Source organism: Actinomadura sp. WMMB 499, from assembly GCF_008824145.1.
Lineage (GTDB): Bacteria > Actinomycetota > Actinomycetes > Streptosporangiales > Streptosporangiaceae > Spirillospora.
In genome coordinates this window covers 7,186,460-7,206,335 of sequence record NZ_CP044407.1, presented here as the reverse complement: position 1 = coordinate 7,206,335, position 19,876 = coordinate 7,186,460, and the positions used below count along the sequence as shown (strand labels likewise).

Here is a 19,876-nt window from a genome sequence, read left to right as displayed (position 1 = left end):
ATCACAGCTCCGCGAACACGACGCCGAGGCTGAGGCCGCCCGCCAGACCGACGAGCGCGACGCGGTCGCCCGGCCCGCAGCGTCCCTCGGCGAGGGCGGTGGCGAGCTGCAGCGGGAGGCTCGCGGACGCGACGTTGCCGTGGTCGGGCAGCGTCACGACCAGCTTGCCGGGCGGGATCCCGAGGGCCCCGCGCAGCACCTCAAGGTACGGGACGGTCACCTGGTGGACGCCGACGAACGCGAAGTCGTCCCACGTCAGGCCCGTCTTCTCGAGCGCGGTCGTGAACAGTTCGGTGCCGCCGGCGAGGAACGCGTCCTTGAGGCGGCGGCCGTCCCCGCTGAAGTAGGAGTGCTCGGGGTCGCGCGGATGCATGGAGCCGCCGCCGGGCAGCGTCCCGATCCGCCAGGACGCCGAGACGGCGGCGAAGTCGCGGTAGAAGAGGCCGCCGTCGGGCGCGGCCTCGACGAGCATCGCGGCACCGCCGTCGGACAGCGTGTAGCCCGCGAACGCGTCGACGAACTGGGCGCGGTCGCGCACGCTCCAGCGGATCGCGCGGGACGGGCTCTCCCCGGTGCAGACGAGCACCCGCTCGTGCTGCCCGGTGCGGATCAGCGCGTCGGCCGTCTGCAGGCCGTTGAGGAAGCTGTTGCAGGCGTTCTTGACGTCGAAGACGGGGCAGGTCGCGCCCAGCTTCGCGGCGACGATGTGGGCGGTGGCGGGCTCGACGAGGTCCTGCGACGCCGACCCGAAGATCAGCAGGTCGACGCCGTCCGGGCGCAGCCCGCGGTCGGCGAGGACGGTGCGGGCGGCGGCGACGGCGAGGTCGGACGCCTGCTCGTCGTCGCGCATGACGTGCCGGGCGCGGATGCCGGTCATCCGCTCGACGATCGTGGGATGCGGCCGGTAGCCGCCGCCGGCGCGGGCGCTCTCCCGGGCGACGCGCGCCTCGACCTCGGCGCTGGTGACGGTCCGTGGCGGCAGGTGCGCGGCCACGGCGGTGATGCGGGCTCTCATGGGGGTCCCCCGGTTGCTCGTGCTCGGTCGGCGGCCAGGACGGCCAGGTTCGCCGATATGGGCGCCTTCCGGACAGAGAGACCTGACGTACAGGCCACCGGGGAAGTAGCCCAGTTCGAGGTGAGTACTACCACTTATCCCGATTGGGGGATACAGCCGGTCCGTCCGGCCGGCCCGTCGGCGATGATCTCCTGGTGACCAGCACAAAGACCACGAACGCGGAACGGCATGAGGCGCGGCTGCTGTGGCACGGCAACCGGGGGCTGTTCGCGCTCCTGCAGGCGGCGCGGCGCACCGGCCCGGTCGTGCGCGTGCCGCGGCTCGGCTGGGTGGTGACCGACCCGGTCCTGGCCCGCCGCGTCCTCAACGACCACGAGCACTTCGGGATGAACGGCGAGGGCGGCGTCGGGCACCTGTGGACGCAGCTGTTCGGGGCGGAGATGGGGCGGTTCTTCGGCGGCGCCCGGCACACCGAGGTCCGCACCGCCGCCCGCGACCTGTTCACCGAGGACGCCGCCCGCGCGCTGATCGACCGGTCGCAGGGCGCCCACCACGCCGATCTGGCCTGCCGCCTCGCCGCCGGGGAGTCCGCCGACGTCGCCGCGACCGCCCGCGTCCTGGCCGGCCGGATGGTCGCCGACGTGCTCGGCCTCCCCGCGGACCGACCCGACGGGACGTACCGGGAGCTGTTCGCGGCCGGGGAGCGGCTCGCCGCCCTCGCCCTCGGCACCACCGCCTCGACCGAGCTGGACCCGGCGACCGTCGGGCGGGCCCGCGCGATCGTCGAGGGCATCACCGCGGACGTCCCCGCCGCCTACCGGTCCGGCGGCCCGGACACCCTGCTCGGCCGCTGCCGGGAGATCGGCCTCGGGCTGCCGATGGCGCGCGGCCTCGCGACCCTGCTGGTGATCGCGGGCACCGAGACCGGCGCGTCCGGGACGGTCCGGACGGTCGCGCTGGTGCACGACACCGGCCAGCAGCGCGCGCTGCTGGACGACCCGTCCCTCCTGGACGGCGCGGTGCGCGAGGGCCTGCGCGTCGCCGCGCCCGCACCCGTCATCGGACGGCACGTCGTGCGGGACGCGGACGTCGCGGGCCGGTCGATGCGCGCCGGGGAGCGCGTGCTCGTCCTGACGTACCTGGCGACGAACGGCGCGGGCCCGTTCGACGTGCGCCGCCCGTACGTGCCGGATACCCGGCAGCTGTGGTTCGGCGGCGGGCGCCACCTGTGCCTGGGCGCGGCGGTGGCGCGCGTCCAGGTGGCGCGGATGCTGGCGGCGCTGCTGGCGGACGGCCGCCCGTACACGATCACGCACCGGCGGGCGTCCCGGCGCGTGCTCGTCCCGTCGTACGCGGAGCTGCGGGTGACGCTCGCCCGCTGACGTCCACGGGCGCGCGGGCGTTCGCGCGCCCCGGCGAACAGGGGCCGCCGGGGACGCGGAGCCCGCGCCGTCACACGCGCGGGCTCACACGCGCGGGGGCGCCATCTCCGACGGCGCCGGCTGCGCCGGCCCGCCGTCCGGGTCCGCCGGCTCGGGCGGCACCGGCTCCGCCGGCGTCATGATCTCGACCCGGGCGGGCGCCTCCATCTCGCCGGACGGCTGGTTCCACCACCACAGCGCGACCGAGATCGCGAGCAGCACCAGGATGCCGCCCGCGAGCTGCGCGACCGCCATCCGGTTGCCGGGTCGGCGGAACCCGCGGCCGCGCGGCGGGCGCGCGGCCCGGTTCCGGCGGCGGGCGGCGCCGCGCCGGGCGCGGCGGCTCGGCGGGCGGGCCCGTTCCTGTGCCGAGGGTTCGGTGAACGAGGCACCACGAACGAAGTCTTCGTCGAACACGGGCTCGTCGAAATCTGCGGGCATCGGACGCTCCGGCGCGGGGGAGGACACCTCCACGGTAGTTGACGGCGGGACCGCCCCACACCGTTCCGGGTCCGGAGATCGCGACCGAACAGCCGATAGTCCACTATCACTTGATACGATGGGCAGGTGTCCAGCGAGGCCCCGAGACCGTTGCGCGCCGACGCGGCGCGCAACTCCGAGAAGATCCTGCGGGCCGCGCGGGAAGTCTATGCCGAGCGCGGTCCCGACGCCCCGCTCGAGGAGATCGCCCGCCGCGCCGGGGTCGGCATCGCGACCCTGTACCGGCGCTTCCCCGACAAGGCGATGCTCGTGCGCGCCGCCCTGGACCAGAGCTTCACCAAGGTGCTCGCCCCCGTCATCGAGCAGGCGCTGGAGGACGACGATCCGCGGCGCGGCCTGGCCCGGGTGATCGAGACCGCGGTCTCCCTGACCGCGCAGAACTACAACACGCTCGCCGCGGCCCAGAACTCCGGCGTGGCCGGCATGGAGGCGAGCGCCCGGTTCTTCGAGTCGCTGGCGCCCCTCATCGAGCGGGGGCAGCGGGCCGGGCTGATCCGCGACGACCTGGTGCTCGACGACGTCCGCCGGATCATGACCATGCTCGTCAGCGTGCTCTGGACCCTCGATCCGCGCGAGGGCGGCTGGCGGCGCTACGTCGCGCTCGTCCTCGACGGGCTGTCCCCGGAGGCGGCCACTCCCCTGCCGCCCCCGGTCCCCGTGCTGGTCCGCCGCCCGGGCGCCTGACGCCCGGACGGCCCCTGCTCCCCGCCTATGCCTCGCCGTCGGCGAGGTCGATGTCGTGGCCGTCCAGCCCGCCGCCGGACACGGTGACCGCGGTCGCCTTCGGCGGGTAGCCGGTCGCGATGACCGTGTACGCGCCGCCGTCCAGGTCGGAGAAGGCGTAGGTCCCGTCCGGACCGGTCGTCGTCGTGGCGACGGTGTTGCCCGCCGCGTCCACCAGCGTCACCCGCGCGCCGCCGAGCGGGACGCCCGCCCCGCGCACCGCGCCCCGCACGTGCGCGCCCGGGTGCAGCTCGACCTCGACCCGGGTGACGCCGCCGTCCCCGATCTCGACGGGCATCGCCCGCGGCCGGTGCTCGGCCGAGCTCACCGCGAGCGTCATCGTCCCCGGCACCAGCTCGGCGAAGCCGAACTCGCCGCGCGCGTCGGCCTCCGCGGTCGCGAGGACGTCGCCGCGGACGTCCGTCACGATGACCACGGCACCGGAGATCGGCGCCCCACCGTGCGCGGACCGGACCACGCCGGTCAGGCCGCTCATCCCGCCCATCAGAACGTCGTGGACGACGGGCTCGCCGCCGACCGCGAGGGCGGAGGCCTGCGGCCGGTGCCCGTCGGCGGAGGTGATCAGGACGTAGGAGCCCGCCATCGGCGCGCGCACGCCGTACGCGCCGTCGGCGTGCGCGACCGCGCGGCTCACCTGCCGCCCCGCCGGGGAGATCAGCGTCACCGCCGCGCCCGCCACGGGCGCGCCCTCCGCCCCGCGAATGTGCCCGGTGACGGGGATTCCGGGCCCGGCGGGCTCGGCCGCCCCGGCGGGCTCGGCCGCCGCCTGGGGCTCGGCCGTCCGGACGCGACTGCCGTTCTGCGCGCTCGCCAGGGCCGCCGCCGACGGCACCGCACTGGCCGGGCCGGCCGGGCCCGGCTGCCCCGCCCGGGTCGCCGGGCCGACCGGGCCGGGCGCCGAAGCGGCGGCGAAGGCCTCCTCCAGGGCGGCCGCGTCGGCCGTCAGGCCGGGCCCGGCGTGCGTCAGGCCGGGCTCGGCGTCCGCGGGCGCGGGCTCGGCGCCGGGGACGGGCGGCGCGGCGGCCGGGCGCCGGCGCGGGATGAAGGCGGCGATGGCGAAGGCCAGCAGGGCGGCGCCGGCACCGGCGGCCATGACCACCTTGAAGCCGATCTCGGACGGCAGCCGGACCCCGCCGAAGCCGATCGTCAGCTGGGCCAGGATGACGCCGGCCACCGCGCTGGCGACCGACGTGCCCATGGAGCGCATCAGGGTGTTGAGGCTGTTGGCCGCGGCCGACTCCGACGGCGGCACCGCCGCCATGATCAGCGTGGGCATCGCCCCGTAGGCGAACCCGATACCGGCGCTGATGACGCAGGTGACCAGCACGAGGTGCCAGATCTCCGACATCAGCAGGATGTTCAGGCCGTAGCCCGCGGCCACGATCAGCGCACCGAGCATCAGCGTGACCTTCGCGCCCGCGGCCCGGGAGACGGCGGCCGAGAGCGGCGCCATCGCCATCATCACCAGCCCGCCCGGCGTCATGACCAGGCCGGCGACGAGCAGCGACTCGCCCAGCCCGTGGCCCGTCGCCTCCGGCAGCTGGACGACCTGCGGGATGACCAGGGACATCGCGAACATCGAGAAGCCCATCGCGATCGAGGCGATGTTGGTGACCAGCACCTGGCGGCGCGCCGTCGTGCGCAGGTCCACCAGCGGCGTCTTGACGCGCAGCTCGAACACGCCCCACACGAGGAGGACGACCGCGGCCGCGCCGAACAGGCCGAGGGTGGTGCCGCTCGTCCAGCCCCAGTCCGCGCCCTGCGAGATCGCCAGCAGCAGGCAGATCAGCCCCGCCGCCATGCCGACGGCGCCCACCAGGTCGAACCGCCCGCCGGTGCGCACGTCGGACTCGGGCACCACGACCAGCACGAGCAGGAAGGCGACGACGCCCGCCCCCGCCGAGAACCAGAACAGGGCGTGCCAGTCCCAGTTGTCCGCGATGAGCGCCGCGGCGGGCATGCCGAGCGCGCCGCCGACGCCGAGGGACGCGCTCATCAGCGCGATGGCGGACGGCAGCCGCGCGGGGGGCAGCTCGTCGCGCATGATGCTGATGCCGAGCGGGATCACCCCGGCCGACAGCCCCTGCAGCACCCGGCCGACGATCATCGGGACGAGCGTGTCGCTGAGGCCCGCGACCACCGATCCGGCGATCATCGCGGCCACGCCGACCAGCAGCATCAGGCGCTTGCCGTACATGTCCCCGAGCCGCCCGCTCACCGGGGTCGCGACGGCCGCCGCGAGCAGCGTGGCGGTCACGGCCCAGGCGGCGTCCGCCGCCGAGGCGTCCAGCAGCCGGGGAAGGTCCGGGACGATCGGGATGACCAGGGTCTGCATGAGCGCGACCACGATCCCGCTGAACGCGAGGACCGCGACGATCATGTTGACCCGCGCGGGAGCGGTCACCCCGTCCCCCGCGGACCGGGATTGCGCATGGGACATATGTCGAGCCTCCGTAGGGCTTTCGAAGATGGAGGAGAACCGCGCTCGGCGGGCGCGCGTCGGTCACGGAGCGGGAGCCGCGGGCCGTGCGGCGTCCGGTGAACCCCCTGGTGGACCACCGGCCGGCCGCACCGGAGCAAGTGATACTCGACTCTCACTTACCTGCAGGGTAAAACTATCACTACCGATAGCGAACTATCAGTTCATCGGACGCCAGAGTGTCGGACACCACACCGGACGCCGCGCCGGACGGCCGATGATCTCACTCTCCGGGACCGGCCTTCCGGGCTTGACTAGAACGCGTTACCGTCGAAAGCGAATCCTGTTCTAGAAGGAGATCGGATGGCGAACCCGGTGATCGTCGAGGCCGTGCGCACGCCGCTCGGCAAGCGGAACGGCGTGCTCGCGGGCCTGAAGGCCCAAGCCGTCCTGGCGCACGCCCTGACCGCCGCCGTCGAGCGCTCCGGCATCGACCCGGGCCAGGTGGAGCAGGTCTTCGCCGGGTGCGTGACGCAGGCGGGCGAGCAGGGCGGGCACGTCGGACGCTACGCCTGGCTGTACGCGGGGCTGCCCTGGCAGACCGGCGTCACGACCGTCGACGCGCAGTGCGGCTCCGCGCAGCAGGCCGTCCACCTGGCCGCGTCGCAGGTCGCGGCCGGTGTCGTGGACGTCGCGATCGGCTGCGGCGTCGAGGTGATGAGCCGGACGCCGCTCGGCGCCAACGTCTACCCCGCCGACCCGCGCCCGGACGACTGGTCCCTCGACATGCCGGACCAGTTCGGCGCCGCGGAGCGGATCGCGGCCCGCCGCGGCCTCACCCGCGCCGACCTCGACGCCTTCGGCGCCCGGTCGCAGCAGCTCGCCGCCAAGGCGTGGGCCGACGGCCGGTTCGACCGCGAGATCGCCCCGATCGACGCGCCCGTCCTGGACGCCGAGGGGAACCCGACCGGCGAGACCCGCACGGTGACCCGCGACCAGGGCCTGCGCGAGACGACCGTCGAGAGCCTCGGCAAGCTCAAGCCCGTCCTCGGCCCGGACGCCCTGCACACCGCCGGGACGTCCTCGCAGATCACCGACGGGGCCGCGGCCGTCGTCGTCATGTCGGAGGAGAAGGCCGAGGCCCTCGGCCTGCGCCCGCGCGCGCGCTTCAAGGCCCAGGCCCTCGTCGGCGGCGAGCCGTACTACCACCTGGACGGCCCGGTGCAGTCCACCGAGCGGGTGCTCGCCCGTGCGGGGATGACGATGAACGACATCGACATCACCGAGGTGAACGAAGCGTTCGCGTCCGTCGCGCTGTCGTGGGCGTCCGTCCACGAGCCGGACATCGACAAGGTCAACGTCAACGGCGGCGCGATCGCGATCGGCCACCCCGTCGGCGCCACCGGCGCCCGGCTGATCACCACCGCGCTGCACGAGCTGGAGCGCCGCGACGCCGCGACGGCCCTCGTGACGATGTGCTGCGGCGGGGCCCTGTCGACCGCGACGATCCTCGAACGCGTTTAATCGGAGGCGTCCGATCACGGACGCATTGTCGGCGTCCGCGTTTGAGCACGAGCACTGGCACGAGCACGGGCGCGGGCGCCCAGGCGCGAAAGGCGGTCTGCCGTTGCAGCCGGAACCGGAGGATCTCGGCGGGGGCCTGTGGAGCGTTCCCGTGCCCATCCCGGGCAACCCGCTCGCGTACACGCTGGTGTACGCGCTGGACAGCCCGCGCGGGCCCGTCCTGATCGACGCGGGCTGGCAGCACGAGGACGCCTGGACGGCCCTGACGGGCGGCCTCGCGACCTTCGGGATCGACGTGGCCGACGTGCACGGGGTCGTCGTCACGCACTTCCACCCCGACCACGCGGGCCTCGCCGGGCGAGTGCGCGAGACGTCCGGCGCGTGGATCGCCATGCACCACGCGGACGCCGAGATCGTGCGGCTGTTCAACTCGGTCGACCGGGCACGGCGCACCGGGATCGAGCAGGCCTCGATGAAGCGCGCCGGGGCGTCCGCGGCCGAGCTGGAGGGCTTCACCGGCGGCGGCGGCCGGGTCGACCCGCCCGCGGTCCCCGACCGGGAACTGTCCGACGGCGACATGATCGACCTGCCGGGCCGCAAGCTCCGCGCGATCCACACGCCGGGCCACTCCCCCGGTCACGTCTGCCTGCATCTGGAGGACGCCGACCGGATCTTCACCGGCGACCACGTCCTGCCGCGCATCACCCCGCACATCGGCCTGTACCCCTACGACACCCCGGACGTGGACCCGCTCGGCGCGTTCCTCGGATCGCTCGCCCGCGTCGGCGAGATGACCGTGGAGGAGGTGCTGCCGGCCCACCAGTACCGGTTCGCCGACCTGCCCGCGCGCGTCCGCGAGATCATCGAGCACCACGAGGAGCGGCTCGGCGAGATCACCGCGCTGCTGTCGGCGTCCCCGACCACGCTGTGGGACGTGGCGGCGGGTCTCGCCTGGCGGCACCCGTGGGCCGAGATGCCGGTGGAGGCCCGCCGGATGGCGACGGGCGAGGCCGCCGCGCACCTGCGCACGCTGGAGAACCGCGGCCTCGTCCGCCGCGCGGACACCGGCGACGTGCTGAGCTTCACGTTGGCAGGCTGATCCGGCGGCTCTCCAGCCACTCCTGGTCGGCCTCGGTCCACAGGGCTTCGGCGCCCAGGATCTCCTCGACGGTCTCCAGCTCGTTCGCCCACGCGGCGGCGTGCGCCTCGGCCGTGCGTGCCTCGAAGGGGCGGGACTCGGCCGCCGCGCGAGCGGCCGAGCCCCGCATCCGCCGCACGAGCGTCCGTCCGACGTCGAACAGCGCGTACGCGAGGATCCCGCACACCAGGATTCCGATGATCATGGAAGGACCTCCCCTCGGCCGCCTCACCTACGGGATCCCCCGTCCGGCGGGCGCGAACCTCCCTTGATCATGCGGTGTTCCCGCTCCCGTCACCGGCGCGCCGTCACTCCTCTCCCGCCGCGCGCAGCTCGATCCGGGGCCACGGCGCGACGTCCTTGCGCAGCTGGCGGTCGTGGGTCGCGAGGACGACGGCGGCCCGGGTCGCGTGCAGCGCCTCGGTCAGCTCGTCCACGAGGGCGATCGACAGATGGTTCGTCGGCTCGTCCAGCAGGAGGACGTGCGGGCGCGCGGCCAGCGCCATCGCCAGGTCGAGGCGGCGCTGCTGCCCCATCGACAGCTCGCGCATGGGCCGGGCGGCGTCCGCCGACGGCAGCAGGCCGAGCCCGCCCAGCGGGACCGCCTCGTCCGCGGCGAGGACGCCGGTGCCGACGAGCCGCGCGACGTGCGCCGCGAACACGTCGCGGGCGCGCCGGCCGCTCGCGCTCGGCGACTCCTGCGCGAGCACCTCCACCCGCGCCTTGCGGGCCCGGTGCACGGTCCCGGCGGTCGGCGCGAGCGTCCCGGCGAGCACGGCGAGCAGCGTCGACTTGCCCGCGCCGTTCGGGCCGGTGACGACCAGCCGCGACCCCGACTCCAGCTCGACCGACGTCTCCCGGTGCAGCCGCCCGTCCACCCGGACGTCCGTCGCGGTCAGCAGCCGGACGCCCGCCCGCGCGGGCAGGTCCGGCATCCGGAACCGCTGCGGCGGCACCGGCGCGGTCACCGCGTGCTTCTCGAGGTCGTCGCGGCGGCGGTGCACGGCCCGGACGAGCCCGCCCGCGCGGGTGGCCCGCTGGTGCTTGTGCACGCCCTTGTCCGGGCGCCAGCCGGAGACGAGCCGGTTCTGCGCCTCCGACAGGTCGCGGGAGAGCCGGGCGTGCTCGGCCCGCTGCTTCTCGTACTCGTCCTCCCAGCGGCGCAGCTCCGCCTCGCGCCCCTCCCGGTACCCGGCGAACCCGCCCCCGTACACGGCGGGCCGCCCGTCGCGGCTGGGGTCGAGGTCGAGGATCGTCGTGGCGACGTCGGTGAGCAGCGCCCGGTCGTGGCTCACCACGGCGACGCCGCCGGCGTGGGCCCGCAGCCGCGCGGTGAGGTAGTCCAGGCCGGACGCGTCCAGGTGGTTCGTCGGCTCGTCCAGCAGCAGGAAGTCGTGCTCGGCGCCGAGGAGGCACGCGAGCCGCACCCGGTAGCGCTGCCCGACCGACAGCTCGGCGAGCGGCCGGGCCCGGTCGGTGACGGCGCCGAGGTGCTCGAGGGCGAGGTCGACGCGGCGGTCGGCGTCCCAGGCGTCGAGTGCCTCGGCCGCGTCGAGGGCGGCGGTGTAGGCGTCGTCGGCGCCGGGCCGCCCGTCGGCGAGCGCGGCGGTGGCCGCGTCGAAGGCCGCCAGCGCGGCGCGGGCGTCGGCGAGTTCGGCGTCGATCGCGTCGCCGACCGTCGTCCCGTCGGCGGCGGGCATCGCCTGCTCGGCGATCCCGAGGGTGCCGACGCGCTGGACGTCGCCCTCGTCGGGCGCCAGCACGCCCGCGAGGACGTGCAGCAGGGTCGTCTTGCCGCGCCCGTTCTCGCCGACGACGCCCCAGCGGGTGCCGGGCGAGACGGCGAGGGTGACGCCGTCGAGGACGGTGCGCCCGCCGCGGGCGAGTCGGATCCCGTCGGCGACGAGCTGGGCGCGGGCGCGCGCGGGCAGGGTGATGGAGAGGGTGTTCATGCTTCCTCCGGACGGAGGCGCGCCTGTGCGTAGCACGAGAGAACTCTGTGCGGAGCACGGAAGGTGAAGGGACGCGCCTTCGGGCTGGCTCAGGGCAGCGTCAGACCGCCCGTGGCTCGCTCAGCGCGAGGGACGGGCCGTCCGGAGTGGATCAGAGAAAGAACAAGCGTGGCACGGCACCGACGCTACCAACCTCTGCCCGATGCCTCGCAACCGGTTTTCCGCTCGGTGGATCCACCGGGCGCCGCTGATCGTCGCATGGGGGACCGTGACGAGCAGGAGGCGTGGATGTCGAAGGAATGGCCCGATCTCGAGGGGGCCGTGGCGCGGGCGGCGGACGATCCGCGGGACGCGTGGACGGAAGTGCTCCGGGCGGCGGGGCGGCTCGCCGCGGACTCGGTGCCGGAGTTCCTCGAGCACGCCGCGCGCGTCTTCGCGGCGCGCGGGCTGCCGGGCGAGGCGGCGTTCCTCGTCGGCCGGGCCCGCGAGGTGGAGGACGCCCACGCGCGGCTCCTCGGCCTCCCCGCGGACGCCGTACGGGCGCAGCGGACGCTGGTGGACCTCGTCCCGTCCGGGGCGGTCACGGCGAGCCTGCTGCACGACCGGCTGCGGCGGCTGGCGACGCATCCGGACCCGGAGACGGCGCACCGGTGGGCGCGCGAGGCGGTGGGCGCGTTCCTGGACGCGGGCACCGTCCCCTACCCGAACTTCGTGGCCGACCTGCTCCCGGTGGCGCGGGCGGCCGGGGTCGCCCCGGCCGCCGAGGAGCGGTTCGTCGCGGAGCGGCTGCTGCGGGAGGGGCTGCTGCCGCGCGCGCCGCTGCCGGTGTGGGAGGCGCTGGACGGGGCGCTGCGCGGGCTCGCGGAGGACGACGAGGCACTCGACCTGCTGATCGCGGCCCGTCCCGACCCCGGCGTGTACGACGACCCGGAGCCGCGCGACCGGCTGCACCACCATTGGCTGCTGCTGCTCGGGGCGGTCGGCGCGGGGCGGCGGCTGCCGCGCGCGTGGTTCCGGGAGGCGGGGCCGCTCCCGGCGGACGCGCTGATGCGGCTGGCGGCCGATGCGGGCGACCGGCTGTTCCCGCCGCCCGGCCGCTGGTTCGACCCGGCGGCGGACCCGGTGGCGGGCCGGGCCGCCGCGCACCCGCTGACCCCGGCCCCGCCGAAACGGACGGGGTTCCACGACGACGCGCCGCGCTGGTGGGAGAAGACCGACCTCGCGGAGGTCGCGGCACGGTTCGAGGACGGCGGCTCCCTGGAGGCGCGCCGCGAACTGGACGCGTTCGTCCGCGGCCTCGGCCGCTACGGCAACGTCGACTACCCCTCGGCCCTGCGTTCGCTGCTGGAGCACGGGCCGGTCCGGCGGGTGCTCGCGGAGCAGTTCGCCGAGTGGCGGGACGAGTGCGCGGCGGGCGATCTGGAGGGGCTCGAGCCGTCGCTGAAGCGCCTCGTCCCGATGGCCGAGACGGACCCGGCGGCCGCGGTGCTCGCGGGGCTGGAGGTCGCGGACCCGGTGGACGCGGCGTGGCGGGCGCTGCGCGCCGGCCTCCCGGAGGAGCTGCGCTTCCCGGCCGCCGGGGACGGCGCGGCGACCGCCGTCCTGCACGGGGAGGTGCTCACCCTCGGCCTCGCCGGGAAGCGCGTCGTGGTGCGGGGGCCCGACGGACTCCTGGACGAGCGGGACCTGCCGTTCCCCACCGGGGTCTTCCCGTGGTCCGACGGCACCGACATGTACCTGTCGCGGCTGAGCGACGGGCGTCCGGAGACCTACCTGGTCGCGGACCACGGGCGCCTGGCGGTGCCGGACGGCGGGCGGCTGCGCTGGCCGCAGAGCCCGACGTCGGTCCCGGTGACGTTCCCGGGCGCCGCCGAGCCGGTGCAGGTGACGCTCGACCGGGGCGTCCTGCGGCTGCTCGCGGACGGCCGGACGGTCGCGCGGCGGCCGTTCGCGCACGGCCCGCAGAACGGCGCCGTCATGCCCCCGCCCGGCTTCTGGCCGCACCTGCCGCCCACCGACCCGGACGGCTCGGCGGCGCTGCGCCGGCTGGACCGGGCCGGGTTCGCGCGGCTCGTCGACGCGGCCCTGGCCGGCGGCCGCGAGCTGGACGACGGGCTGGCCCGCGTCCTGCCGGAGGTCACCGACGCGCGGCTCCGCGACGCCGTCCGGACGCTCGTGGAGCGCGCCGCCGCGGCGCTGCGCGGCACGCTGCGGCTGCGGGACGCGCTGGGCATGGAGCGGCCGGCGGGGACGCCCGCCCTGGTCGCGAGCGTCAGCGGGCTCCGGGCCGGGCGGCACGTCGCGGAGGTCCCGGCCGTCCGGCACCTCGCGGGCCTGCTGGCGGAGGCGGCCGCGACCGGCCCCGCCTACGACACCCCGCACCCGCTCGGCCGGGTCGAGGCGCCCCGGCCGAACTACCTGCGGTTCGGCACGCTGGGCGGCGAGGCGCTGCTGGCCGCCCGTCCGTGGACGACGGAGCGCGGGCGCGCGAGGTCCCGCGACCTGCTGGGCGCGCTGGGCGACACGCCGTGGGGCGACGGCAGCGGCCGGTGGCGCCGCCTGTGGTTCCAGGCGAAGGCGACGCAGGACCCGGTCGGGCAGGTGTGGCGGACGCCGAACGGCGCGATGGTGATCCTGTCGTTCCAGAACCACCCGCACAAGGACTCCGTGGCGATCGAGTACTCCCCCGGCGGGACGTTCCGCGACTTCGTCTTCCCCGGCTGGACGGACAAGTACGAGCCGCGGCCGCAGGGCTGGGGCGGTGCCGACCGCATCGCCCGGTTCCTGCGCCTGCTGGACGAGCGCGGCCCGGCCCCCTACGACGTGGGGGCGATCCACCGGCTGGCCGAGCGCACCGGGCTGCGGGTGCACACGGCCGCGTCCGCGGCGTACGGGTTCTTGTACACGGCCGGTCGCGAGGTCGAGTCCGCCCTGCTGCCGCCCGAGGTCGCCGAGCTCTACCTCGACCCCGAGACGGGCCGGCTCGCCAAGCACGAGTCGTGGCAGCTGGACGACGCCCTCCGCGAGGTGCTGATGCCGGACGAGCCCGAGGACCTGTGGGTCGAGGGCCTGGCCGTGGACAAGGCCGTCGAGTGGTGGGAGCGCGATGGCTCCCGCATCGACTGGCCGCGAGCCGCCTGACCCCCCTTCTCGGGGGCAACGCCCGCGGGCGCATGGCGCGCTCGCGGGCGTTTCGCGTGGTGGCGCGGCGGTGAGAGGGCCGTGCAGGGCGGGACGACTTCCGGCTGAGACCCTTGATGAGACTCGAGTCTCATGCTAGAACGTGTTCTAGAACTGCGACCGAGCAAGCGCTCAGTCTGAGTCCCGTGCGGCGCGACGCGGGGCCGGCTCTTCACGAAGGGACGACCGTGACGCAACAGGACGTGGCCCTCGCCCCCGCCGGCCGGGAGATCGACGTCATCGATCCCGGCGTGTACGAGCGGGGCGGCATCCCGCACGAGCAGTTCGCGTGGCTGCGCGCGAACGACCCGGTGCACTGGCACGCCGATCCCAACGAGGGCGTGCCCGGGTTCTGGGCGATCACCCGGCACGAGGACGTGGTCAGCGCGTCCCGCCGTCCGGACCTGCTGTCCTCGCAGGAGCGGACGGCGATGTTCGAGGAGTTCACCGAGGACGACATCGCCCTGTACGGGCAGATCATGCTGTTCCAGGACCCGCCCGACCACACCAAGCTGCGCAGCTTGGTGAACAAGGGGTTCACGCCCCGCATGATCGGCAAGCTCGAGCAGCACATCCGCGACATCTGCCACCAGTTGATCGACGAGGCGGCGCCGCTCGGCGAGTGCGACTTCGTCGAGCACTTCGCCGCGCCGCTGCCGCTCTACACGATCTGCGAGCTGCTCGGCGCGCCGCTGGACCAGCGGCAGCAGATCTTCCACTGGTCGAACCAGCTCGTGGCGTTCAACGACCCCGAGTTCATCGGCGACCGGTCCGAGTCGCAGATGTACGCGGCCGAGTTCGCCGGCTGGGCCGGGGAGCTCGCCCGCGAGCGGGAGTCGACGCCGCGCGACGACATCGTGACCAAGCTGCTGACGCCGGACGCCGACGGCGAGCGGATCACCGAGGACCAGTTCGCGATGTTCGTGATCATGCTGTCGATCGCGGGCAACGAGACCACCCGGACCGCGACGGCGGGCGGCATGCAGGCGTTCTTCGAGCGTCCGGAGCTGTGGGAGCGGCTGCGGGCCGACCGGAGCCTGCTGCCGACGACCATCGAGGAGATCGTCCGCTGGGTGAGCCCGATCAACCAGTTCCGCCGGACGGCGCTGCGGGACGTCGAGATGGGCGGCAAGACGATCAAGGCGGGCGACAAGGTCGTGCTGTTCTACAGTTCGGCGAACATGGACGAGAGCGTTTTCGACGACCCGTACACGTTCGACATCGCCCGCGACCCCAACCCGCACATCGGGTTCGGCGGAGGCGGCCCCCACTTCTGCCTGGGCACCCACCTCGCCCGGATGAACCTGAAGATCGTCTTCGAGACGATCCTGGACCGGATGCCCGACATCCGGCCCGCCGGCGAGCCCCGCCGGCTGCGCTCCAACTTCGTCAACGGCCTCAAGGAGCTGCCGGTCCGGTTCACCCCGTCGGCTCCGCGCGGTTGAACGACGCCCTTCGGGGCGCCCCCACCCACCCCCTGACCTGGAGGCGCGCGATGACGGTCACACCCGACATCGACCTGGTCGAGCCGGGCTCGTACGAGCACGGCGGCATCCCGCACGAGCAGCTCGCGTGGCTGCGCGAGCACGATCCCGTGCACCGGCACAAGGGCGACCCGGAGCGGGGCGCGCCCCCGTTCTGGGCCGTGACCCGGCACGCGGACGTCGTCCACGTGTCGCGGCATCCGGAGATCTTCTCCTCCTACGAGCGGCTCGCGCTGTTCGAGGAGCCGGAGGAGGAGCATCTGGCCCTGCAGCGGCTCATGATGCTCAACCAGGACCCGCCGGAGCACTCGCGCAAGCGGAGCATCGTGAACCGCGGGTTCACGCCGCGCGCGATCGGCGCGCTGGAGGAGCACATCCGCGACATCTGCCGGCAGCTGGTCGCGGAGACGGTGGAGCGCGGGGACGAGGCCGAGTTCGTCCGCGACCTGGCGGCGCCGCTGCCGCTCTACGTGATCTGCGAGCTGCTCGGCGCCCCGCCGGAGGACCGCGACAAGATCTTCCACTGGTCGAACACGCTGGTCGGCGCGGACGACCCGGACTTCCAGCGGAGCCCGGAGGAGGGGCAGCAGGCCGCGACGGAGCTGTACGCGTACGCGGCGGAGCTCGCGGCGGAGCGGCGGCAGAACCCGCGCGACGACATCGTCACGAAGCTGCTGCAGCCGGACGCCGACGGCGAGGTCCTGGACGGCGACGAGTTCGAGCTGTTCGTGATGCTGCTGTCGGTCGCGGGCAACGAGACGACCCGCAACGCCGCGTCCGGCGGGATGCTCGCGCTGCTGGAGCACCCGGAGCAGTGGGCGCGGCTGCGCGCCGATCCCGCGCTCGTCCGGACGGCCGCGGACGAGATCGTCCGGTGGGTGACGCCGGTCAACCTGTTCAAGCGGACGGCCGTGCGGGACGCCGAGCTGGGCGGCCGGACGATCGCCGCGGGCGACAAGGTCGTGGTGTTCTACGCGTCCGCCAACCGGGACGAGGGCGTGTTCGCCGACCCGTTCGCGTTCGACGTCGGCCGCGACCCCAACCCGCACATCGGGTTCGGCGGAGGCGGCCCCCACTTCTGCCTGGGCGCCCACCTCGCCCGACTCGAGCTGAGTGTGCTCTTCGAAACACTCTTGGACGCTATGCCCAATATCGAACTCAACGGTAACGTACGGAGGCTAAGGTCTAGTTTCATCAACGGCATAAAGGAGATGCCGGTGCGAGTGCGACCGGCGTCCCGGGACTGACGGGAGTGGTGCGTGGGCAGGTGCTGGCGTGGGTGAGGCAGGCGAGCCGGGCGGTCCACTTCGGGTGGCCCTGCTCTCGTACCGGAGCAAACCGCACTGCGGAGGGCAGGGCGTCTACCTGCGGCATCTGAGCAGGGAACTGGTCGATCTCGGGCACACCGTCGAGGTGTTCTCCGGGCAGCCGTATCCCGAACTGGACCGCGACGAGATCGAGCTGACCAAGCTCCCGAGCCTGGACCTGTACCGGGACGATGATCCGTTCCGGAACCCCGCTCTCGGCGAGTTCCGCGACTGGGTCGACGTCCTGGAGTACGCCCACATGCGGACGGGCGGCTTCCCCGAGCCGCTCACGTTCAGCATCCGCGCGCTGCGGGAGCTGCGGCGCCGCCGCCGCGACTTCGACGTCGTGCACGACAACCAGGTGCTCGGCGTCGGCAACCTCGGCATCGCCCGGCTCGGTCTGCCCCTGATCACCAGCATCCACCACCCGATCAGCGTCGACCGGCGGATCGAGTTCGAGGCCGCGAAGGGCATCCGGCAGAAGTTCGGAAAGCACCGCTGGTACGGGTTCGTGACCATGCAGTCGCAGGTGTCGCGGCGGATCGGCCCCGTCCTGACGGTGTCGGAGTCGTCCAAGGTCGACATCGTCAAGGACTTCAAGGTCGACCCCCGCGACATCGACATCCTGCCGCTGGGCGTCGACACCCGGATCTTCCACCCGCGCGGCGCGCGCGTCCCCGGCCGGATCGTGGCCATGGCCAGCGCGGACGCCCCGATCAAGGGCGTGGACGTGCTGCTGCGGGCGGTCGCGAAGCTCGCCACCGAACGGGACGTGCACGTCGTCGTCGTGAGCCGCCCGCAGAAAGACGGCCCGACCGAGAAGCTCGTCCGCGAACTCGCCCTCGGCGAGCGGGTCCAGTTCGTCAGCGGTATCAGCGACGACGAGCTCGGCGAGCTGCTCGCGTCCGCCGAGATCGCCGTCGTCCCGTCCCGCTACGAGGGCTTCTCGCTGCCCGCGGTCGAGCACATGGCGTCCGGCACCCCGCTGGTCGCGTCCCGCGCCGGGGCGCTGCCCGAGGTGGTCGGGGACGCGGGCGTGCTGGTCGAGCCCGGCGACGTCGAGGAACTCGCCGCCACCCTGCGCGGCCTGCACGACTCGGCCGGCGAGCGCGCCCGCGTCGGCGCGGCCGGTCTCGCCCGCGTCCAGGAGCGCTTCGCGTGGCCCGCCGTCGCGCAGGCCACCGTGCGGCACTACCGCGAGGCCATCGCCCAGCAGAGGTATCTGCGGCTGGCCCGGCGCGGCTGACAGCCCCCAACAGCAAGGCCCGTGGGAACGCCCGGCGTTCCCTGCATGGAAGGAGCACGACCCTGCTGACCGTGGATTTCCAGCGGTTCCGCGTCGCCACCGGAGACCGCATCCTGGACATGGGATGCGGTGCCGGGCGGCACGCGTTCGAGCTGTACCGCAGGGGCGCGCACGTCGTTGCCTTCGACCAGGACGCCGACGAGCTCGCCGGCGTGGAGAAGATGTTCGGCGCGATGCGGCTCGCCGAGGAGGTGCCCGCCGGCTCCGCCGCCGAGACCGTCCGGGGCGACGCGCTGGAGCTGCCGTTCCCCGACGACCACTTCGACGCGATCGTCGCATCGGAGGTCCTGGAGCACATCCCGGACGACATGCGGGCGATGCGCGAGCTGCTGCGCGTGCTGCGGCCCGGCGGCCGGCTCGCCGCGACCGTCCCGTCCTGGCTGCCCGAACGGGTGTGCTGGGCGCTGTCCGAGGACTACCACACCGCACCCGGCGGCCACGTGCGGATCTACACCCGCGCCGAACTGGAGGCGAAGCTCAAGTCGACCGGGTTCACGGTCGGCGGCCACCACCACGCGCACGGCCTGCACGCGCCCTACTGGTGGATCAAGTGCGCCGTCGGCGTGGAGAACGACGGCAACCCGCTCGCCAAGGCGTACCACCAGCTCCTGGTCTGGGACATCATGAAGCGCCCCCTCGCGACCCGGGTCGCCGAGCAGGTGCTGAACCCGCTGATCGGCAAGAGCGTCGTCGTGTACTGCAGCAAGCCCGTCAAGTCGGGCACGTCCGAGACCCCGGCGGAGGAGACCGCCGATGCGGTCTGAGATCCCCGCGGTCCCCGGAGTCCTGACCCGCGGCGACGTCCTCGAGACGGCCCGCAGCATCGCCCGCCAGCAGGAGCCGTCGGGCGCGATCCCCTGGTTCGCGCCCATCGACGGCATCGCCGGGCACGTGGACGCCTGGAACCACGTCGAGGCCGCGATGGCGCTCACCGTCGCCGGGATGGGCGACGCCGCCCGCCGCGCCTACGCGTGGCTCGCCGGCGTCCAGCGCGAGGACGGCTCGTGGCCGGCCAAGTGGGTGCTCGGCGAGGTCACCGAACCCGGCGGCGAGTCCAACCAGGCCGCCTACGTCGCGGTCGGCGTCTGGCACGAGCTGCTCATGACCGGCGACGAGGCCTTCGCCCGCGCCATGTGGCCGACCGTGCGCCGCGCGATCGACTTCGTCCTCGACCTGCAGACCCGCCGCGGCGAGATCATCTGGATGCGGACCGAGGACGGCCGCGCGTCCGACCACGCCCTGCTGACCGGCTGCTCGTCGATCTACCAGTCGCTGCGCTGCGCCGTGGCGCTCGCCGAACGCCTGGGCGAGCCCCAGCCCGAGTGGGAGCTCGCGGCCGACCAGCTCGGCCACGTCGTCGCCGCCCACCCGGAGGCGTTCGCCGACAAGGGACGCTGGTCGATGGACTGGTACTACCCCGTCCTCGGCGGCCCGGTCCGCGGCGAGGCCGCCGCACGCCGGCTGGCCGAGCAGTGGGACGTCTTCGTCGTGCCGGGCCTCGGCTGCCGGTGCGTGTCCGACCAGCCGTGGGTGACGGCCGCCGAGAGCTGCGAGCTCGTCCTGGCGCTCGACGCGTCCGGCGACCGCGACCGCGCCCGCGAGCTGTTCGCCACGATCCAGCACCTGCGCCACGAGGACGGCTCCTACTGGACCGGCTGGCAGTTCGAGAACCGGCGGCACTTCCCCGGGGACCGCTCCACCTACACGGCCGCCGCGGTGATCCTCGCGGCGGACGCGCTGGAGGGTTCGTCCCCCGGCGCCCGGATCTTCAAGGAGATCGCCGGGCGGCCGCTGGGACCGTCCGAGGCGTCCGATCCGGCGGCGTGCGGCTGCGCCCGCGTGCCGGTCGCCAACCCGGTGCGCACGCGCCTGTGAGCCGCGCGGG

General features: G+C 74.5%; 15 protein-coding genes and 1 pseudogene. 10 read left to right on the top strand and 6 right to left on the bottom strand.

Annotation, left to right across the window (positions count from 1 at the left end; translation table 11 throughout):
- Nucleotide 1 precedes the first annotated feature (1 nt).
- Nucleotides 2-1,015: a 3-oxoacyl-ACP synthase III family protein gene (locus F7P10_RS32480; RefSeq protein WP_151015289.1), complete on the bottom strand. Its 1,014-nt coding sequence runs from the start codon at nucleotides 1,013-1,015 to the stop codon at nucleotides 2-4.
- Between the two features lie 194 nt (nucleotides 1,016-1,209).
- On the opposite strand from F7P10_RS32480, the gene F7P10_RS32475 reads away from it, so the two are divergent.
- On the top strand, nucleotides 1,210-2,397 hold the full coding sequence (locus tag F7P10_RS32475) for a cytochrome P450 (RefSeq protein WP_254716146.1): 1,188 nt from the start codon (nucleotides 1,210-1,212) through the stop codon (nucleotides 2,395-2,397).
- Between the two features lie 84 nt (nucleotides 2,398-2,481).
- Here the strand turns inward: F7P10_RS32475 and F7P10_RS32470 are convergent, their stop codons facing one another.
- On the bottom strand, nucleotides 2,482-2,877 hold the full coding sequence (locus F7P10_RS32470; RefSeq protein WP_151015287.1) for a hypothetical protein: 396 nt from the start codon (nucleotides 2,875-2,877) through the stop codon (nucleotides 2,482-2,484).
- Between the two features lie 126 nt (nucleotides 2,878-3,003).
- Here F7P10_RS32470 and F7P10_RS32465 point away from each other — a divergent pair, with 126 nt between their 5' ends.
- Entirely contained in the window at nucleotides 3,004-3,621 is a 618-nt protein-coding gene (locus tag F7P10_RS32465) for a TetR/AcrR family transcriptional regulator (RefSeq protein WP_151015285.1), read from the top strand.
- Between the two features lie 25 nt (nucleotides 3,622-3,646).
- On the opposite strand, the gene F7P10_RS44835 is transcribed toward F7P10_RS32465, so the two are convergent.
- Together F7P10_RS44835 and F7P10_RS44830 are read right to left on the bottom strand one after the other, a co-directional pair.
- Complete coding sequence (locus F7P10_RS44835) at nucleotides 3,647-4,345, bottom strand: collagen binding domain-containing protein (RefSeq protein ID WP_254716827.1); 699 nt, start codon at nucleotides 4,343-4,345, stop codon at nucleotides 3,647-3,649.
- Nucleotides 4,346-4,711: 366 nt separating this feature from the next.
- A pseudogene (locus tag F7P10_RS44830) lies at nucleotides 4,712-6,061 on the bottom strand (MFS transporter); the annotation flags it as partial.
- A gap of 402 nt (nucleotides 6,062-6,463) precedes the next feature.
- Between F7P10_RS44830 and F7P10_RS32455 the strand changes: the two are divergent.
- Together F7P10_RS32455 and F7P10_RS32450 are read left to right on the top strand one after the other, a co-directional pair.
- Nucleotides 6,464-7,624, top strand: coding sequence for a steroid 3-ketoacyl-CoA thiolase (locus F7P10_RS32455; RefSeq protein ID WP_151015281.1), 1,161 nt, complete (start codon nucleotides 6,464-6,466; stop codon nucleotides 7,622-7,624).
- A 151-nt stretch (nucleotides 7,625-7,775) separates the two neighbouring features.
- Nucleotides 7,776-8,723, top strand: coding sequence for an MBL fold metallo-hydrolase (locus F7P10_RS32450; RefSeq protein ID WP_254716145.1), 948 nt, complete (start codon nucleotides 7,776-7,778; stop codon nucleotides 8,721-8,723).
- Here the strand turns inward: F7P10_RS32450 and F7P10_RS32445 are convergent.
- On the bottom strand, nucleotides 8,707-8,967 hold the full coding sequence (locus tag F7P10_RS32445) for a hypothetical protein (RefSeq protein ID WP_151015279.1): 261 nt from the start codon (nucleotides 8,965-8,967) through the stop codon (nucleotides 8,707-8,709). The two genes, F7P10_RS32450 and F7P10_RS32445, sit on opposite strands and share 17 nt — an antisense overlap.
- Before the next feature lie 103 nt (nucleotides 8,968-9,070).
- A complete protein-coding gene (locus tag F7P10_RS32440) occupies nucleotides 9,071-10,714 on the bottom strand; it encodes an ABC-F family ATP-binding cassette domain-containing protein (RefSeq protein WP_151015277.1) in 1,644 nt (547 codons plus the stop codon).
- A 288-nt stretch (nucleotides 10,715-11,002) separates the two neighbouring features.
- Between F7P10_RS32440 and F7P10_RS32435 the strand changes: the two genes are divergently transcribed.
- From F7P10_RS32435 to F7P10_RS32410, 6 genes are all read left to right on the top strand, one after another.
- Nucleotides 11,003-13,855 carry a hypothetical protein gene (locus F7P10_RS32435; protein ID WP_218040212.1) on the top strand — a complete coding sequence of 951 codons (2,853 nt, stop codon included), beginning with the start codon at nucleotides 11,003-11,005 and terminating at the stop codon, nucleotides 13,853-13,855.
- A 227-nt stretch (nucleotides 13,856-14,082) separates the two neighbouring features.
- Complete coding sequence (locus tag F7P10_RS32430; RefSeq protein ID WP_254716144.1) at nucleotides 14,083-15,339, top strand: cytochrome P450; 1,257 nt, start codon at nucleotides 14,083-14,085, stop codon at nucleotides 15,337-15,339.
- Nucleotides 15,340-15,389: 50 nt separating this feature from the next.
- Nucleotides 15,390-16,625, top strand: a complete 1,236-nt coding sequence (locus F7P10_RS32425; RefSeq protein WP_151015271.1) for a cytochrome P450 — start codon at nucleotides 15,390-15,392, stop codon at nucleotides 16,623-16,625.
- Nucleotides 16,626-16,653: 28 nt separating this feature from the next.
- Entirely contained in the window at nucleotides 16,654-17,931 is a 1,278-nt protein-coding gene (locus F7P10_RS32420) for a glycosyltransferase family 4 protein (protein WP_151015269.1), read from the top strand.
- Nucleotides 17,932-17,993: 62 nt separating this feature from the next.
- Nucleotides 17,994-18,755: a class I SAM-dependent methyltransferase gene (locus F7P10_RS32415; RefSeq protein ID WP_176611928.1), complete on the top strand. Its 762-nt coding sequence runs from the start codon at nucleotides 17,994-17,996 to the stop codon at nucleotides 18,753-18,755.
- On the top strand, nucleotides 18,745-19,866 hold the full coding sequence (locus F7P10_RS32410) for a prenyltransferase (protein WP_151015265.1): 1,122 nt from the start codon (nucleotides 18,745-18,747) through the stop codon (nucleotides 19,864-19,866). Before F7P10_RS32415 ends, F7P10_RS32410 begins: the two co-directional genes overlap by 11 nt.
- Nucleotides 19,867-19,876 lie beyond the last annotated feature (10 nt).

Bases quoted from the DNA above. Each gene is read 5' to 3' on its own strand.
- F7P10_RS32445 (WP_151015279.1), bottom strand. From the start codon at position 8,967: ATGATCATCGGAATCCTGGTGTGCGGGATCCTCGCGTACGCGCTGTTC.
- F7P10_RS32480 (WP_151015289.1), bottom strand. From the start codon at position 1,015: ATGAGAGCCCGCATCACCGCCGTGGCCGCGCACCTGCCGCCACGGACC.
- F7P10_RS32455 (WP_151015281.1), top strand. From the start codon at position 6,464: ATGGCGAACCCGGTGATCGTCGAGGCCGTGCGCACGCCGCTCGGCAAG.
- F7P10_RS32435 (WP_218040212.1), top strand. From the start codon at position 11,003: ATGTCGAAGGAATGGCCCGATCTCGAGGGGGCCGTGGCGCGGGCGGCG.
- F7P10_RS32410 (WP_151015265.1), top strand. From the start codon at position 18,745: ATGCGGTCTGAGATCCCCGCGGTCCCCGGAGTCCTGACCCGCGGCGAC.
- F7P10_RS32470 (WP_151015287.1), bottom strand. From the start codon at position 2,877: ATGCCCGCAGATTTCGACGAGCCCGTGTTCGACGAAGACTTCGTTCGT.
- F7P10_RS32440 (WP_151015277.1), bottom strand. From the start codon at position 10,714: ATGAACACCCTCTCCATCACCCTGCCCGCGCGCGCCCGCGCCCAGCTC.
- F7P10_RS32425 (WP_151015271.1), top strand. From the start codon at position 15,390: ATGACGGTCACACCCGACATCGACCTGGTCGAGCCGGGCTCGTACGAG.